The following is a 17294-nucleotide window of genomic DNA, read 5'->3' as shown; positions in this document are numbered from 1 at the left end:
TGACATTTTTGTCTTCCGTGCTATAATCAGGATACGGAAAGTAAACTTTCCATAAACGAGTCTGAGAGGTGGGTATATGAAAAACCGGCTGGAAGAGCTACGGAAGCAAAGGGGAATCCGCCAGGAAGAACTTGCCGATGCGTTGGACGTCTCCCGCCAGACGATCGGTTCCCTGGAGAACGGGCGATATAACCCTTCCATAAAGCTTGCGTTCAAAATCGCACGCTATTTCGAGATGAGCATTGAAGATATCTTTATCTATGAGGAGGAATCAAAATGAAAGAGAACAGAACCTTTACTATCTTATTCTCTGCCGGTATCATTTTAATGATCTCAGGCATTATCCTGCGCGCTGACGAATCAGCTTCTCACCCTGATTCTGTTGGTTCTGGCATTTATCCTGGCGCTGTTCCATGCCTCTCCGTGGATCATCTGCCTTGTTTTCGGCTTATTCCTGATCCAACAGGGGATCTATTTCTTCATCCATCATTCTCTGGAGAAGAATTATTGAAACTCAGCTCAGGCAGATATACCTGCCCCGCCCCTTCAAGCCGGATATGATGCTAATGTCAGACCGGATGTAATACTAATAAGAAAAGAGGAAATATAAGATGTCAGTAGAGATCGTCAGAAATTATTTTGAATCCAATAACATTAACAAAGAAATTTTGGAATTTCCCGTATCCAGTGCCACGGTAGAGCTTGCCGCCGAGGCAGTCGGAGTGGAGCCTGCGCGGATTGCAAAGACACTCTCCTTCTACACAAAGGAGAAAGACGGCGCCATCCTTATCGTGACCGCAGGGGATATGAAGATCGACAACAGCAAGTTCAAACATTTCTTTGGGATGAAGGCAAAGATGCTTGCCCCCGAAGATGTGGAAAGACTTACCGGACACGCCATCGGCGGGGTCTGCCCGTTCGGGAATCCGGATACCGTGACCACCTATCTGGATGAATCGCTGAAACGGTTTGAGACGGTATTTCCGGCGGCGGGAAGCTCCAACTCTGCGGTGGAGATGACTTGTGAGGAACTGGAGAAATATTCGCAGGCAAAAGAATGGATTGATGTGTGTAAATAGAAGAATGCGCCAATGGTCCGGCAGTACCGGATCATGTTATCCCGGCGCTCCACTAGGGGGCTTCGTGACAACATAATCCGGTACTGCCTGGGAATTGGCGCAGGAAAAAAATAAACATCACTTTAATCAGCCGTATTTTAAGCAAACTGTATTTTCAAAAATATTATCTGACTATATCTTCTGAAAATATGTCCCGCCCATATTTGTCAAAACGAATTATCTCAGGAAGTTCTCGATGATCACGGATTCCGCTTCCTCTTCGCTGAGACCGAAGGTGCGGAGTTTGATCAGCTGTTCATCGTTGATTCTTCCGATGGCGGCCTCATGGATGATCTGGGCGTCCACGTGTTTGGCGTCGATCTCCGGGATGGAACTGATCTCTGCCTTATCCATAATAATGGAGTCGCACTGGATATGTGCGTGGCACTGGTTGTTTCCGATTGCTCTGGGGTGGAACACCTGGTGGGATGTTCCCTTTCCAACGGAACGGGACACAATTCTTGCAGAGCTGTTCTCGCCGTTTAACTCCACATCCATATTGGAAACCGCAGTCTGTCCTTCATGTGTCATCAGCTTTTCTGTAACGAAAAGCTTCGCATTATCGGCAAGTTCGATATAATTTTCCCTCTCTGTGGAATCTACACCTTTAATCTGGGTTGTCTCAAGGGTAAATACCGAATTTTCCCCGACATAGATCTTTGTCACCGGATTGAGAACCTTTTTTCCTCTTCCGTTTCCTTCTGCGTAATGGTTTTCCACATATTTTACATTAGCATTCTTTCCCACGTGGAAAGTGTGGATTCCGTCGTGACGGGTCTCACTGCATCCTTCCCCGTGGATCCCGCATCCGGCAATGATGGTCACGTCTGCTCCGTCCTCTATATAGAAATCATTATATACGATGTCAACGCCTTCCTTAGACATGACAACCGGGATATGGACCTGCTCGTTTTTCGCCTCTCCGCTGATATGGATGTCGATTCCCGGCTTGTCTTCTTTCTTCACAATATTGATATGCCTGCTGTCACCATGGCACACCGCCATACCGTTCAGGCGCAGATTATATGCTCCTTCCTGTTTAAACCCGTAAGAGTCGATCACTTTGAGCACATCTTCTGTCACCTTGTCAAGCTGTACTTTTGAATTAGGCTCCATAGAGTTCACCTCCCTTTTGTCTTCTGCACTCACAGGAGTCAATCTCCTGACCGAACAGCGACGGCATGATGTCCGCCGCATCACCGATGGACTCCACTTTTCCGTCAGAAATCACCATAATCCGGTCTGCCATCTGGATAATCCTCTCCTGATGGGAAATCAGAATCAGTGTCTCCTTCTTCTCCCTGTGGATCTGCTCAAAGCGTTTGATCAGCATGGAGAAGCTCCACAGATCGATTCCCGCTTCAGGCTCGTCAAAAATGCACAGATCGTGGTGCTTTGCCAGAACTGTAGCGATCTCGATCCTCTTCATTTCTCCGCCGGAAAGTGTGGCGTCAGCTTCCCGGTCAATATATTCTCTCGCACAGAGCCCTACGCTGCTTAAGAGCTCACAGCACACCTTCTCGTCCAGCGGTTTGCCCGCCGCCAGGGACAGAAGCCTGCGCACCGTCATTCCCTTAAACCGTGGCGGCTGCTGAAAGGCAAAACCGATTCCCGCCTTCGCGCGCTCGTCAATGGAATAATCCGTAATGTCCTCGCCGTTTAAGAGGATCTTTCCGCCTGTCGCCTTATTGATGCCCATCAGGAGCTTGGCAAGCGTGGATTTCCCGCCGCCGTTTGGTCCCGTAATGACAAGCATCTCTCCGTCATTTACAGAAAAACTTACGTCCGAGAGAATCTCCGACTGTTTTCCTTCTTCCATTACATCATATGATAAATGTTCAACCTGTAACATCGTGCGTCTGTCACTTCCTTTTCTTTTGATGACCGCGTCCGGATTCCAGGAATCTGCGGAACACTTCCCTGTAACGCTCCGCATAGATACTTCCGCGTCTCCAGATAAAGGTAAACTCATGGGAGACGTCAAAATCCTGCAGAGGGATCTTTACAAGTTCTCCCGCAGCCAGCTCCTCTTCCACCGCAGTCTCATATAAAAATGTAATACCACATCCCGTTTTTGTCAACTCCCTGATCGTGTGCAGGCTCCCTACTTCCATAACTTTTTCAAAATCTGCAAGACTCAGGTTTCTCGCGTCAAGAAAGCGTTCCAGCACCTCTCTTGTACCGGAACCGGGTTCCCGCAGAAGAAGCCGTTCATGAAAAAGATTTTCAATTTTGATCTTCTGCGGCATTCCGTCTGCCGGATCTACCTTCACCGGAAGTCTTTTGCAATACTCAGGACTGCAGACTGCAATAAACTTCTCATCGGAAAATTTCCGGAAATCATACTCCGTCTTTTTGAAAAATCCTTCCACAAGAGCAAAATCAATGGCCCCCTCGTCCAGTTTTTCCAGGAGATCATGGGTGTTCTCCACAATCATCTGAATCCTGGCATCCGGATATTTTTCAAGATAATCCCGCAGAATCCGCCCCATCAGCGCATCCCCGACCGTCCGCGTGGCGCCGAACCGGAGTTCCCGCTCCTCTTCCTGCGATTTCTTCATCTCATCTGCCATGGAAAGCTCATCGTGCATCATCGTAAGGGATGCATTTTTCAGAATCTCTCCCGCTCCGGTCAGACGCAGCTTCTTCCCCTCATAGCGGAACAGCTTTGTATTGTAATGTTTCTCAAGGAAACGGATATGCTGGGATACCGCAGGCTGTGTGATATTCAGTTTTTCCGAGGCCCGTGTGAAATTCATGCACTGACATACTGCAAGAAATGTCTCCATTCTGAAATCAAGCATAGAAACCCCTTCTTCCATAAAACGCAGAAGGGCGGAGTTTTTACCCAAACCTCCGCCCTCCATTTATACTTAACTACTCCCTGTGTCTTATCATAACATATTTTTATGATAAAATAAAGATATATAATTACATTTTATTGTAAATTTATGGTATGATTTTTCCAGTTGGAAAAAAGATACAGTCTGAAGGAGGAAAAACAAATGAACTTTATAAAGAAAAACGGGGCCGGACTGCTGCTCTGCCTTATAATTGCCGTGCCTTCCTGGTTTCTGGGACAGGCCGTACCGGTTGTCGGCGGGCCGGTGTTCGCCATTCTCATCGGTATGATCGTGACTCTGATCGTTACAAACAAAGAGCCATTCCTCGGAGGGATCAACTACACCTCCAAGAAAATTCTGCAGGCCGCTGTGGTTTTTCTTGGATTCGGCATGAATCTGACCGAGATTCTGGCAAAAGGGAGACAGTCTCTTCCTATTATTATCTCCACTATCGCCACATCACTAATCATCGCTTTTCTTCTTTATAAAGCACTGAAGCTGAAGGCGAACAATGCCATCCTGGTGGGGGTGGGTTCATCCATCTGCGGGGGAAGCGCCATCGCAGCAACTGCTCCGGTAATCGACGCGTCGGACGAGGAAGTGGCACAGTCCATCTCCGTTATCTTCCTCTTCAACGTTCTGGCTGCGCTCATTTTCCCTACCCTTGGCTCTCTTCTGGGCTTAAGCAATGAGGGATTCGGGCTTTTCGCAGGTACGGCAATCAATGACACATCGTCTGTCACTGCTGCTGCCACTGCATGGGACGGCATCCACGGGAGCAATACCCTGGACGCTGCTGCCATCGTCAAAATGACAAGGACACTGGCGATTATTCCCATCACCCTTGCACTTGCCATTTACAGAGGGAGGAAAGCGAAACTTGCGACCTCTTCTGCAGCGTCCACATTCAGTCTGAAGAAGTCCTTCCCATATTTTGTCCTCTTCTTCGTGCTGGCATCCGTGGTGACTACCGTATTCTCGCTGCCCGCTGCAGTGACCGCTCCGCTGAAAGACCTGAGTAAATTCCTTATCGTTATGGCGATGGCTGCCATCGGTCTGAACACAAACATTATCAAGCTGGTAAAAACCGGCGGCAAACCGATCTTCACCGGATTCTGCTGCTGGGTTGGCATTGCCCTGGTGAGCCTGGGAATGCAGCATGTACTCGGAGTATGGTAAATATTCAGAAAAATTTGAAAAATGTTAGACTTTACCTTGTTGTCGAAACCGGTCACATTATGGTATTCTATAACCATGTAAAGTCTAACATTTCTTTTGTTAGGAAATATTTTTACAAATCCACTGAAAAGGAGACGCTCCATGAGATCCTCCAGACCAGATCCGAAATCCGATACTGCGCCGTCAGTTCTCCCTTCCCCGGAAGAACTGATGGCGCAGTATGCGTTACTCGTATGGAAAACTGCCGCAACATATCTCCGGGACCCGGAAGACATCAAGGAATGTGTAAATGACACTTTTCTTGCATTTTACATGCAGATCGAAAATTTTACCCCGGCTAAAAGGTCTTACGCCTCCCTGCTTGTCTCCATTGCCCGCAATAAGGCGGTGGACAGATACCGGAAGAACCGTGCTTCCGGATCTGACGCACACTCCGGCGCATTTTCCGGGAAAACGGCCGGCAGTTTTCCTGCGGCCGGCAGCACAGAAGCGTTTGATATCGAAAGGATCCCCGATCCGGAAAATCTGGAAGACCGCATCATCACAGAAACGGATCTGAAAGCCGCGCTGGACACTCTTTCACCGGAAGAGTTCGACCTGATCCGCATGAAATACTACAACGGCATGTCCATCCGGGAGATCGCAGAGTCCATGGATCTGCCTTATGAGACTGTGAAGAAACGTCATCAGCGCTCTCTTTTTAAACTGCGCCGGTTCCTGACCACAGCACTCATCATCCTCCTTATCGCAGCTGTACTTACTGCATGTGCTTACATCATCCTGCGCTACTTCGGCATTGTGCCCGGCTATGGAGTGAACCTGGATATCGAAAATAAGATCTTCGTCCTCAATGAGCCCGTCTCATCGGACAACGGTCAGTATCATATCACCATCAACCGCGCTCTGCTGAGCAATGGCACTTTTGGAGCGGAAATCACCGTTCACAATAACACTCCGGGTGCGCCATTCCCGGAAAACAGCTATGAAGCGGGAAACGCCGAGCCCCAGCAGCCGATCATCGCTGAGATTATCTCTATTGACGGCGAATCGGGAAACGAAGCTGCCGAATATGTGCCGCCATGGTATTCCCCGGTGGATTACTGGTTTCTGAAAGGCGAACCGGAAAATACAGGGGCACACATACAGAGCCTCGGGTACGCCGCAGATGAGGACACCCAGGTTATGCAGATGATCTGGTTTCTGGATGAAATGCCCGGCACAGCGGCATCCGGGGAACCGGATTCTGTGGAAAATGATTCCGGAGAGCCGGACTCCAACGGAGAAGATACTGAGGAGCACGAATTTATTCTCGTCTCGGAAAACAGCTTCTTCGAGATTCCCATACGCCTGACGCCCATCCAGGAGCTCCCGCTGGAGCAGTACAGCTATGAGCTCACAGAGCTTGGCGGATTTATGACAGATGCATATATCGAAGACGGACACCTTATGGCAGATGTATATGCACTGCCCGGGGAGACATTTGTCCCGGCGTCCTATGATGAGATTACCGCCGTGTCCGAGGACGGAAGCAGGCTGACCGGTTCACCGGCAGGAAACGGAGGCCTGATCGGAACCGGACTTTCTTCCTGGGATTTCGGTCCGGCAGAGCCGGGCAGCTATACCATTGAGCTGAGTTCTATCCTTATTTCGGCCGACATGCCGGAAGATACATCCATCTCCCTCTCCCGGATCCTTGACCCGGAGGAGGACCACACTCTTGAGATCCCGGGAGGCACTGCCGAATTCGGCACTCCCACCGATGAGCACCCTCTTCCGGAGGCGCGCGACAGTTATCTGAATGAAGGAACTGTGCGGCTCTATTTTCCCGTTGAGGTCACACCTTACAGGGAAGATTTAAGCTGCTATATGCTGACTTTTGGAATCGGGCTGACAGACGCCCCGGATGAGCTGCTGTATCCGTCCTCCACAGGAACGGTCACCGATCCGAACTATGAGGAATGGCGATTCTGGGGACTGGAATACTCCTGGCCGGAAGATGTCAGTACCGACGACCTGTCCCTGCTCTCCAACAAATATCAGTCTGCCTCCGTCATATATTCCTGGGACTATACCTTCTCCATAGAGACGGAAGCGAAGGAACATACTGAAGATCCAGAAGAAACAGAGAATTAACTGAAAGGGGGTAGCTATGGAACAGCCGCAGAGAACAACAGGAAAGCCGGGGAGGAATCTTCCCTCACCGGAAGAACTGATCCGGCAGTATGCTGCCCTCATCTGGAAGACGACAGCCGCGTACCTCGATAATCCGGAAGATATCAGAGAGTGCGTCAACGATACTTTTCTGGCGTTTTATATGCAGAAAGATGCCTACGATCCGGATAAGGGCTCACCTGCCGCTCTGCTTGTCTCCATTGCCCGCAACAAGGCAGTGGACCGCTTTCGTAAAATCCGCGCTGACCAGGCATGGAATGGTCAGATACAGATCGACCGAATGCAGGCTGACCGCCCGAAGAAAATACAGATGAAGTCTGCCGAAGAACTGACGGATCCTCATAGTCTTGAGGAACAGGTGATCACAGAAATCGATCTGCAGGCAGCCCTTAACACCCTCTCCCCGGAGGACCTGGATCTGATCCGCATGAAATACTACGGCGGCATGTCCATCCAGGAAATCGCCAAGTCCATGAACCTGCCCTATGAGACGGTAAAGAAGCGCCATCAGCGCTCCCTTGTGAAACTGCGCCGGTTCCTGACCATGGCGCTGATCCTTATGCTCATCGCGGCTGTCCTCACCGCATGCGCTTACATCATCCTGCGCTACTTCGGCATCGTGCCGGGATACGGGGTGAATACTGATCCGTCAACACCTTTTTATATTGTAGATGTCAGCGTGCCGGAAGAACAGCGCAGCGCCGTGACTGGAGACGGACTGTACACGATCACAGTCCAGAAAGGAATTCTGAACGAGGGAACACTGTGTATCCAACTTAAGCTCGTCAATAATTCCTTTGCCGCCGATCTCGGAATGGATGCAACGATGGAGCAGGTTCCCGACGGGCTGCCGCCGGAAGAACTTTTCTGGTACAACAGGATCATTCCCTATATTGAGATCACCTGCCTGGGAGTCCCCCTGACGCCCGGAGCTTCCCTTAACATGGATGCCAGCGCCGTCAGCTACCAGACCATACAGTTATCCGCAGGGGCGATTGAAAGGCAAGCGGCCGAATCCGGGATAAATACGGAAGGATTCTGCGTGGAATATAAAGACGGCAATGTGGAAATCCCGTTTTCCCTGATTCCTGTCACCGATGTCCCACCGGATTCCTACTGCTATGAGATGACAGAATTCGGCGGATTTCTCGTTGATACTTTTATCCAGGACGGAAGGCTCACTGCAGATATTTACACTTTAAAGGAAGCAGACTGGACACTCGGCATTCCCTCCGACATCTATGCGGTATCCGAAGACGGAACTGTCCTTCCGAAAATGCAGGAAACCTCAGGATTATTCAGCCAGACATTAAAAGGAGCCGGAATGACGACCATCGATTTCGGACCGGCAGAACCCGGATCCTACAAAATCTGTATGGATACGCTGTCTCTTTCCGCCTCCCTGGATCCGGAACTCCGGGTGAACCTCTCTGAACTCCTCTCTCCCGGGAATGAGACGGTTATCAGGAATGTGCCTCTTGGCACTGCACGATTGGGCGGACCAACAGATAAAAATCCGAACAAGATCCTGATTCCGGAAGAAATTGAGGAATTGCTTTCCGATGTGGCGAAAGGGCAGGAACTGTATATCCCCATTGAGGTCATCCCTTCCCGGGATGATATGACATGTGAGACTCTCGGCTTTTCCGTGCGCTACGCGCAGCAGCCTTCCGAGTCGCCGGTTCCCTGCTCTTTTTCTTCCATCCGTATTTCTGATCCTGTCTCAGGAGCGGAGGACGAATATGTTTACTGGGGAATCGGTATCGAGATTGCTGAAGAAGAAAACTTCCGGGATCTCCTTCTCACCGGAGACACCGGAGGCATCACATACTGTTGGAAACATCCTCTCATCTTCCATACGGAGGCGCAGGAGCGCTGAATAAAATGCAGGATCCCTGCACTGGAATCTTCTCGTTTCCAGTGCAGGGATCCTGTGTTTCACCTGTCACATTTCATTTTCCGGGTTTCTCCCTTCTCCTTCTTCCTACGAAGCGAAATTTCCCGTATACAGCTGATAATATTTTCCTTTTGCCGCGATCAGGTCATCGTGGGTGCCGCGCTCGATAATGCGTCCCTGTTCCATGACCATAATACAGTCTGAATTCTTGACCGTGGACAGACGGTGGGCGATAACGAATGTGGTACGTCCTTTCATCAGCGCGTCCATGCCTGCCTGCACCAGTTTCTCGGTACGTGTATCAATGGAGGACGTCGCCTCATCCAGAATCAGTGCCGGCGGATCGGCAACTGCGGCGCGGGCAATGGCAAGAAGCTGTCTCTGGCCCTGGCTTAAGTTCGCACCGTCGCCGGTAAGCATGGTATTATATCCGTCCGGCAGACGGCGGATAAATCCATCCGCATTGGCAAGTTTTGCCGCCTTGATACATTCTTCATCCGTAGCATCCAGCTTGCCGTAGCGGATATTGTCCATAACCGTTCCGGTAAACAGGTGGGTATCCTGGAGCACCATACCAAGGGACCTTCTCAGATCCGGTTTCTTGATCTTGTTGATATTGATACCGTCATAGCGGATCTTTCCGTCCGCAATATCGTAGAAACGGTTGATCAGGTTGGTGATCGTCGTCTTGCCCGCTCCGGTAGCGCCGACAAAGGCAATCTTCTGTCCCGGCTCCGCGTAAAGGCTGATGTTGTGCAGGACGATCTTCTTCTCGTCATATCCGAAGTCCACATCGTCGAATACAACACCGCCCTCCTGCTTTGTATAAGTAACCGTACCCTCTGCTTTGTGGGGATGTTTCCATGCCCAGAGGTTTGTTCTTGTGGGAGATTCGGTAAGGTTTCCGTTTTCATCCACCTTTGCATTGACAAGCTCTACATATCCTTCGTCTTTCTCCGGCTCCTGGTCCATCAGGTCAAACACACGCTGTGCACCGGCTGCGGCGTTGACAACGAAGTTGATCTGTTGGCTGACCTGAGTGATCGGGTTTGTAAAGCTCTTGTTTAATCCCACGAACGTAACAACCGTACCGATGGTAACTCCGGCGATTCCGTTGATACCGAGAATAGCGCCGACAATGGCAACCAGCGCGTAGCTGATCCAACCGATATTGGCATTGACAGGCATCAGCAGGTTTGCATAAGTATTTGCCTTGTTGGTACTGTTCCTCAGTTCCTCGTTTACTTTATGGAAATCATCCATTGCCGCCTGCTCATGGCAGAATACTTTTACCACTTTCTGACCGTCCAGCATTTCTTCAATAAACCCGTCCACAGCGCCAAGGTCGATCTGCTGCCGGATAAAGTACTTTCCGGAAAGCTTCGAGAAATTCGAGGTGACAACCAGCATGACGCATGCCGTCAGAATCGAGATCACTGTCAACGCGGGATTCAGGATGATCATGGTAACCAGGGTTGCCGCCATGGTGATTACCGAGTTGATGATCTGCGGGATACTCTGGCTTAACAGCTGTCTTAAGGTATCCACATCATTGGTGTACACGGACATGATATCGCCGTGTGCATGCGTATCAAAATACTTAATCGGGAGCGACTCCATTCTGCGGAACAGGTCATCCCTTAAGCGGCGCATCGTTCCCTGGCTGACATTTACCATAATTCTGTTGTAGGTAAATGCCGTGATAACGCCGATTCCCATGATGCATGCCAGCCGGACAAGATCCGCTGCCAGTCCGCTGAAATCATCCGATCCGTTTGCAAGCATCGGGGTAATGTAATCGTCTACCAGAGTCTGCGGAAACGTAGCTCCGACCACCGTTGCAATGGCAGTGATCAGGATACAGACGACTACAAAGAAAAAAGGAATTTTATAATAGTGAAGCATATATCGTATGACCCTGTTGATCAGCTTCATCGCTGTATTCACTTCAGGTCTTCTCTTTTCGCTCATAGATCAGTTCTCCTTTCCTTATTTCTGCCGTGTCTCTCACGGCATAGTGGTACACCCTTGCGGTGTTTCCATGTTTTTGCCGTGCTTTCTATGACGGCTGATCAAAGTCTCCGCCGCCTTCAAGCTGGGAGTTGTAGATCTCCTGATAGATCGCGTTCGTCTTCAGCAGGTTCTCATGGGTGTCAAATGCATCGATCTTTCCATCGTCCAGCACGAGAATCCGGTCTGCTGACTGCACACTGGAAACACGCTGCGCGATAATGATCTTCGTCGTCCCCGGGATCTGCTCTGCGAAAGCCTTACGGATACTTGCATCTGTCGCTGTATCTACCGCGCTGGTCGAATCATCCAGGATCAGCACTTTCGGCTTCTTCAGAAGTGCGCGGGCAATACACAGACGCTGTTTCTGACCGCCGGATACATTGGCTCCTCCCCGTGCGATCATGGTGTGATATCCATCTGGCATCCGGTCGATAAATTCATCCGCGCAGGCCGCCTTACATGCCTCAATACATTCTTCCTCTGTGGCGTCCGGATTTCCCCAGCGCAGGTTGTCGAGGATCGTGCCGGAGAACAGGGTATTCTTCTGAAGCACAACAGACACCTGATTACGGAGCACTTCCGTATCATATTTCCGGACGTCGATTCCGCCTACACATACCGAACCGTCATCCACATCATACAGACGGCAGATCAGATTGACCAGAGTACTTTTTCCGGATCCCGTGCCTCCGATCACGCCGATAGTCTCTCCGCTCTTAATATGAAGTTCGATATCGGAAAGGGAGTTCTTCCCGCTGCCGTGCTTGTAGGAAAAGTTCACGTGATTGAAATCAATGCTTCCATCCTTCACTGTCATAACCGGATTTTCCGGGTCTGTCAGGTCTGCCTTTTCATTCAGCACCTCGCTGATACGGCGGATGCTCGCCATGGACATACTGATCATGACAACGATCATGGAGAGCATCATCAGGCTCATAAGCAGCGACATAATGTAGCTGAACAGGCTGGTCAGATCTCCGGTCGTCAGAGAACCGCCCACAATAAACTGTGCGCCAAACCATGATACCGAAATAATACAGAAATAAACGGCAACCATCATCGCCGGGTTGTTAAACGCCAGAAGACCTTCTGCTTTGACGGAAAGATCATAGAGCATCTTCGATGCTTTGGAAAACTTCACGTTCTCGTAATCTTCACGGACAAACGCCTTGACGACACGGATTGCCGTAACGTTTTCCTGTACGCTGGCATTCAGGTCATCGTACCTGCGGAATACCTGGCGGAAAATCTTCAGCGTGACAACCATGATCGATCCGATAACGATTACAAGAAATACAACCGCGATCAGGAACATGGAACTTAAGTGCGGGCTGATAATCAGGCACATAATAAAGCTGAAAATCAGGTTCAACGGAGCACGGACTGCCACACGGATGATCATCATAAATGCATTCTGCACGTTTGTGATATCCGTTGTCATACGTGTAACCAGTCCGGGTACGCTGAATTTGTCGATATTGGAAAATGAAAATGTCTGAATATTCGCATAAATCGCTTCACGCAGGTTGGCAGACAGCCCCGATGCAGCCCCGGCCGCATTCTTTCCTGCCAGTGCGCCGAAAACCAGGCTCAGGAACGCCATGAGTACCATGATGATTCCATAGCGGTAAACGGCGGAAAGATTACTGACTTCAAGCCCCTGGTCTATAATCAGGGCAGTGATAAATGGCATCAGTATTTCCATTATAACTTCAAGCGCGGTCAGCCCGATCGTCAGAAAGGTCTCCCGCTTATACTGTTTAAGCTGTTGTAACACTTTTCTCACTGTAAAATAACCTCCTGTCTGTTTTCATTGTGCTCCATCCCGGAAAGCTGCTTGAGAAGCTTCTGTTCCAGTTTCCACAGCTGTTCTTTCTCTTTTCCGTCGAATACGCTGTAGATCTCAGCCTCCATTCTGCGGGCTTTCTGCAGGAACTCTTCCCCTTCATTCAGAAGCTTTTCCGTGGGGAGGACTTTCTTTTTCCGGATGTCTTCCGGATTCTCCTGAAAATAAAGATAGTCTTTTTCTCTCAGTTTTTTTATCAGTGCGGACAGCGTCGGTTTTGATACCCCGATTTCATGACACAGCTCTGTCAGATATGTACCTTCCGGATGGTGCCTCAGGATATAAACCAGCAGATACACCTGAATACCGCTCATGTCCCGGTATCTTAAATACACTTCCAACTGGGTTGTCAGGTTCAGGCTGATTTTCTTCATCATCGAGAGCAGCTCTTCCGTCCTGAACTCGTCCGTCATCTCTTAGAACACCTCCTGTAAATCATTTTTCGTAATTAGTTCAAATCCGAACAGTTCGTAACCTTATTTTCTGTCCATAGTAGATTTTAGCTCGGTTTTTTCCAAATGGGAAATTCAAAAAACTTATCACCTATAAAAAATTTTAATAGTTTCCCATTCTTTTTCTTTATCTCTCCGTCTTTTCCCTGCAAATCAGGCGTCAATCTGATTTTTCGTCCTGTCTTGAAGTGCAAATCGAAAAATGCTATAATCTATTAAAATTCTTTATTATTTTCTATTAATTTTTGTGATATACAGGAGATTATTCTATGAATACCGTACAGTTGGAATGTTTTCTGTCTGTGGCAGAACATCTGAATTTTTCGAAGGCGTCCCGTGAACTGAAAATCACTCAGCCCGCCGTGAGCCACCAGATCCAGGCTCTGGAAGAAGAGCTGGAAGTAAAACTGTTCAGCCGGACCAGCAAGAGCGTCTCGCTCACACCGGAAGGCATTTTGTTCCTCAGCGATGCAAAGCTGATCCTGAGAACTGCCATGTCCGCAAAGGAGCGGCTCGGAAAGCACGAGCATAATATCCATCTTGAGCTGGGCTGCCATAACCACATGGAGCTCAGCCTGTTTCCGCCGGTCCTGAAGACGCTTTATGCAGAGTTTCCGCTGCTCCGCCCCAACTTCCATCTTGTCCCTTTTCCTTCTATTTTCAATATGCTGGAAAACAGACAGGTACACGCCGTTTTGGGGATCAGAGAGGAGCAGAAAAAATCCTCTCTTGCCTTCAGGGAACTCTGTTCTGTTCCCATGGCATGCGTCTGCTCCCCGGAACATCCTCTGTCCGTGCACAGGACACTCGTCAAAAGCCAGCTTTCCGGGAATTTTATTGCCTGTTCTCCCCGCCAGGTCCCTGACGCCATTTTCACGATCCAGAACAATATCCTCGTGAACCTGCCCCCCGAATGCCGGTTCTTTGCAGAGAATATCGAGAGTGCATTTACCATGGCAAAAGCAGAGATCGGCTACACGCTTTATCCGGACATTCCCCAGGCAAGGGAAGCCGGACTGTGCTACATTCCCATCACCAACCTGCCGAAAATCTCTTTCGGCGTATTTTATCTGGAAGACGATGACCATCCGGTACTGAAACGTTTTCTCACTCTGATCGCACAGTATCTCGACAGCGGCATGCAACGCGGATAAGGAAAAACGGCGGCAAAAAGGAGTTTCTTCCTCTTGCCGCCATTTTCTTCGGTAAAATCTGTATTGTTCTGCTTTTGCTTTATTCCGTCTGTCTTTCAGACTACTTGCTCTCCAGAATCTTGTCAATGCTTACCAGCTTCACGCTGAGCACGAAGATATCTGCCGCAACCGCCAGTTCTTCCGGTGTCGGATAGGAGGGAGCAATTCGGATGTTGCTGTCATGCGGATCCTTTCCGTAGGGGAAGGTTGCTCCCGCACCTGTCATCACAAGACCTGCCTCCTTCGCCTTCGCCACGATGGCCTTTGCACAGCCGTCCATAGCATCAAAGGAGATAAAGTATCCTCCCAGAGGCTTGATCCAGGATCCGATCTCCAGACCGCCCAGTTCTCTCTCCAGAACCTCGATGACCGCCTCGAACTTCGGTCTCATAATATTCGCATGCTTCTTCATATGCTCCACAATTCCGTGAACGTCCTTGAAGAAACGCACATGACGGAGCTGGTTTACCTTGTCATGCCCGATCGTCTGAACTTTCATCATATTGCGGATGTCTTTTAAGTTCGCCTCGGAAGCTGCCATCGCCGCGATACCGGATCCCGGGAAACTGATCTTTGATGTGGAAGCGAATTTGTAAACCATATCCGGATTGCCCGCTTTCTTGCACTCCATAAGCAGTTCAAGGAGATAATCCTGCTTATCTTCATACAGATGGTGAACGCAGTAGGCATTGTCCCAGAAAATACGGAAATCTTCTGCTGCCGGCTTCAGGTTTGCGAAGCGGTATACCGTCTCATCAGAGTAGGTGATGCCCTGCGGGTTGGAATATTTCGGCACACACCAGATTCCCTTAACAGCAGGATCTTCGCTGACCAGTTTTTCCACCATGTCCATATCCGGTCCCGTCGGAGTCATTGGGATATTGATCATCTCAATGCCAAAAAATTCTGTAATGGCAAAATGTCTGTCATATCCCGGAACCGGGCAGAGGAATTTCACCTTGTCCAGTTTGCACCACGGTGTACTTCCCATAATGCCGTGTGTCATGGCGCGCGCTACTGTGTCGTACATCACGTTCAGGCTGGAATTTCCGAAAATGATCACATTGTCTTTCGGCACTTCCATCATATCCGCCATGAGCTGTTTTGCTTCGTCGATTCCGTCCAGACCGCCATAGTTGCGGCAGTCAATGCCGTCCTCACAGACAAGGTTCACACCGCTGTGAAGCACGTCCATCATTTCCATGGACAGATCAAGCTGATCTGCGGACGGTTTTCCGCGGGACATGTCAAGCTTCAGGCCTTTTGCCTTTACTTCTTCAAACTGTGCCTCCAGGCCGCTTTTGAGTTCCAGTAATTCTTCCCTACTTAAATCTTTGTATGCAGTCATTGCAGGACTCCTCCACTCTTTCTCTATATTTTCTCTTAAGTCGCACTGAATGTTATTGTATAGAATTTTTGAGAGTTCGTCAATGATTTCCTGCATTTTTCTCTCGCTGCCGCGGTTTTTCTCTGTTTTTATCAGCATTTTTGAAGTTTTTCACGCTCTTTCATGCATTTTTCAGAGTTTTCCATGCTTTTTCCTGTATTTTTCCCTGTATTTTCATTCTGTGCAATTTTCTCCTGTATCTTCCGCTTTTCTATATCTCCAGCGACTTAAAATGCATAAATCTCATGCGTCTGTATTTTTTCTTCTTATAGAAATCATCCAGTATCCGGCAGCTTCTCCGGAGCCATATCCTGTTCTCCTCGTTCGTTTTCCCGGCGCGTGTCTTCTCGTATTCCGCGAGTATGGAGATCAGAAGCCGGTCCAGCCGCTCTCCTCCGGTCATGGTATGTTCTTCCCTTAATGGCAGATATCCGAACGCTTTCAGCTGCCGGTTCATCCAATCCAGAGTCAGCTCCGGCGCCCCCAGAATAATCAGATGACGGATCATGGTCCGGCGCGGAATCTCTCCCAGAAGCTTCATCTGTCTGCGAATCTCCGAATCATAGCGGGTACTGGTGATATGTTTTTTCAGCGCTGCCGTGTTTTCCCGGACGGGTTCACAGACATAGCGGAAGGCATCGGTAAAGTACAGATGCCGGAAATAATGGTCTCTTTCCGAGGGAGCTATCTTCAGCCGGTTCAGGGTCTCTTCCGGAATATGCGCAAGGTATCTCCGGATCAGCCCTTCCATTCTCCTGCATTTTTCCCGGTATTCTTCACTGTCCTCTCCTTCCATATACACTGTGGCACTGCGGTCATAATACCCCTGGAACAAAAAGAGCATCTCCTCCCCGGACAGTTCCAACGCCTCCCCAAGCATCCGGCACTGTTCCCGGTTGATGGGCGTATATTTTCCGGTACGCCAGTAGCGGATCTTCAGACAGTCCGTATCCGTCTGCGGAGGGCACCCGTACATGCGCTCAAAAACAAACCGGTCCGCTTCCATTCTGGTTCGCAGGAAATATTTCTTCCTTATATTATCAAACCGTTCCTTCAGCCACACCACCTCCGGCCGTTCTTCGCCTGCATCATCAATGCATGCCTGTGCCGCTTTCATAACCGGCAGAAATTCTTCCGGTATTCTCCCGTATTTTTCCATCTCACCCCTTGTCCCCTTTTCCTGATATGAATACT

General features: G+C 49.4%; 15 protein-coding genes. 7 read left to right on the top strand and 8 right to left on the bottom strand.

Annotated elements, in window-relative coordinates; translation table 11 throughout:
- Positions 1-76 precede the first annotated feature (76 nt).
- Genes B5F07_RS15120 through B5F07_RS15115 form a run of 3 tightly spaced genes read left to right on the top strand, consistent with a single transcriptional unit; the run spans position 77 to position 1079 of the window.
- Positions 77-280 carry a helix-turn-helix transcriptional regulator gene (locus B5F07_RS15120; RefSeq protein ID WP_087162121.1) on the top strand — a complete coding sequence of 68 codons (204 nt, stop codon included), beginning with the start codon at positions 77-79 and terminating at the stop codon, positions 278-280.
- Entirely contained in the window at positions 277-561 is a 285-nt protein-coding gene (locus tag B5F07_RS22380; RefSeq protein WP_140398035.1) for a hypothetical protein, read from the top strand. The genes B5F07_RS15120 and B5F07_RS22380 overlap by 4 nt, the downstream gene beginning before the upstream one ends.
- A gap of 50 nt (positions 562-611) precedes the next feature.
- On the top strand, positions 612-1079 hold the full coding sequence (locus B5F07_RS15115) for a YbaK/EbsC family protein (protein ID WP_087162120.1): 468 nt from the start codon (positions 612-614) through the stop codon (positions 1077-1079).
- 216 nt (positions 1080-1295) lie between these two features.
- Here B5F07_RS15115 and B5F07_RS15110 read toward each other — a convergent pair whose 3' ends face one another.
- The 3 genes from B5F07_RS15110 to B5F07_RS15100 are packed head-to-tail and all read right to left on the bottom strand — an operon-like array spanning position 1296 to position 3922.
- On the bottom strand, positions 1296-2234 hold the full coding sequence (locus B5F07_RS15110; RefSeq protein ID WP_087162119.1) for a SufB/SufD family protein: 939 nt from the start codon (positions 2232-2234) through the stop codon (positions 1296-1298).
- Entirely contained in the window at positions 2224-2970 is a 747-nt protein-coding gene (locus B5F07_RS15105) for an ABC transporter ATP-binding protein (RefSeq protein ID WP_087162118.1), read from the bottom strand. The genes B5F07_RS15110 and B5F07_RS15105 overlap by 11 nt, the downstream gene beginning before the upstream one ends.
- Positions 2971-2980: 10 nt before the next feature.
- Positions 2981-3922: a LysR family transcriptional regulator gene (locus B5F07_RS15100; protein WP_087162140.1), complete on the bottom strand. Its 942-nt coding sequence runs from the start codon at positions 3920-3922 to the stop codon at positions 2981-2983.
- Between the two features lie 201 nt (positions 3923-4123).
- Here B5F07_RS15100 and B5F07_RS15095 point away from each other — a divergent pair, with 201 nt between their 5' ends.
- The 3 genes from B5F07_RS15095 (at position 4124) to B5F07_RS15085 (ending at position 9191) form a co-directional block, all read left to right on the top strand.
- The gene (locus B5F07_RS15095) at positions 4124-5140 is read left to right on the top strand and encodes a YeiH family protein (RefSeq protein ID WP_087162117.1); all 1017 of its coding nucleotides are present in this window, start codon (positions 4124-4126) and stop codon (positions 5138-5140) included.
- Positions 5141-5281: 141 nt separating this feature from the next.
- Positions 5282-7273, top strand: coding sequence for a sigma-70 family RNA polymerase sigma factor (locus tag B5F07_RS15090; protein ID WP_087162116.1), 1992 nt, complete (start codon positions 5282-5284; stop codon positions 7271-7273).
- Between the two features lie 16 nt (positions 7274-7289).
- Positions 7290-9191, top strand: a complete 1902-nt coding sequence (locus tag B5F07_RS15085; RefSeq protein WP_087162115.1) for a sigma-70 family RNA polymerase sigma factor — start codon at positions 7290-7292, stop codon at positions 9189-9191.
- Positions 9192-9296: 105 nt separating this feature from the next.
- On the opposite strand, the gene B5F07_RS15080 is transcribed toward B5F07_RS15085, so the two are convergent.
- The 3 genes from B5F07_RS15080 to B5F07_RS15070 all read right to left on the bottom strand — a co-directional run bounded on the left by B5F07_RS15080 (position 9297) and on the right by B5F07_RS15070 (position 13481).
- Positions 9297-11180 (bottom strand): ABC transporter ATP-binding protein, encoded by a 1884-nt coding sequence (locus B5F07_RS15080; protein ID WP_087162114.1) that lies wholly within the window; start codon positions 11178-11180, stop codon positions 9297-9299.
- A gap of 88 nt (positions 11181-11268) precedes the next feature.
- On the bottom strand, positions 11269-13008 hold the full coding sequence (locus B5F07_RS15075; RefSeq protein WP_087162113.1) for an ABC transporter ATP-binding protein: 1740 nt from the start codon (positions 13006-13008) through the stop codon (positions 11269-11271).
- On the bottom strand, positions 13005-13481 hold the full coding sequence (locus B5F07_RS15070; protein ID WP_087162112.1) for a MarR family winged helix-turn-helix transcriptional regulator: 477 nt from the start codon (positions 13479-13481) through the stop codon (positions 13005-13007). The genes B5F07_RS15075 and B5F07_RS15070 overlap by 4 nt, the downstream gene beginning before the upstream one ends.
- A gap of 308 nt (positions 13482-13789) precedes the next feature.
- Between B5F07_RS15070 and B5F07_RS15065 the strand changes: the two genes are divergently transcribed.
- Complete coding sequence (locus B5F07_RS15065; RefSeq protein WP_087162111.1) at positions 13790-14674, top strand: LysR family transcriptional regulator; 885 nt, start codon at positions 13790-13792, stop codon at positions 14672-14674.
- A gap of 100 nt (positions 14675-14774) precedes the next feature.
- On the opposite strand, the gene B5F07_RS15060 is transcribed toward B5F07_RS15065, so the two are convergent.
- Complete coding sequence (locus B5F07_RS15060; RefSeq protein ID WP_087162139.1) at positions 14775-16061, bottom strand: aminotransferase; 1287 nt, start codon at positions 16059-16061, stop codon at positions 14775-14777.
- Positions 16062-16311: 250 nt separating this feature from the next.
- Positions 16312-17259, bottom strand: coding sequence for a hypothetical protein (locus B5F07_RS15055; protein ID WP_087162110.1), 948 nt, complete (start codon positions 17257-17259; stop codon positions 16312-16314).
- Between the last annotated feature and the right edge of the window lie 35 nt (positions 17260-17294).

This window comes from Lachnoclostridium sp. An169, from assembly GCF_002160525.1.
Lineage (GTDB): Bacteria > Bacillota > Clostridia > Lachnospirales > Lachnospiraceae > Mediterraneibacter > Mediterraneibacter cottocaccae.
Note: the sequence above shows the minus strand (reverse complement) of the source record. Positions and strands in the feature narration are given on the sequence as shown.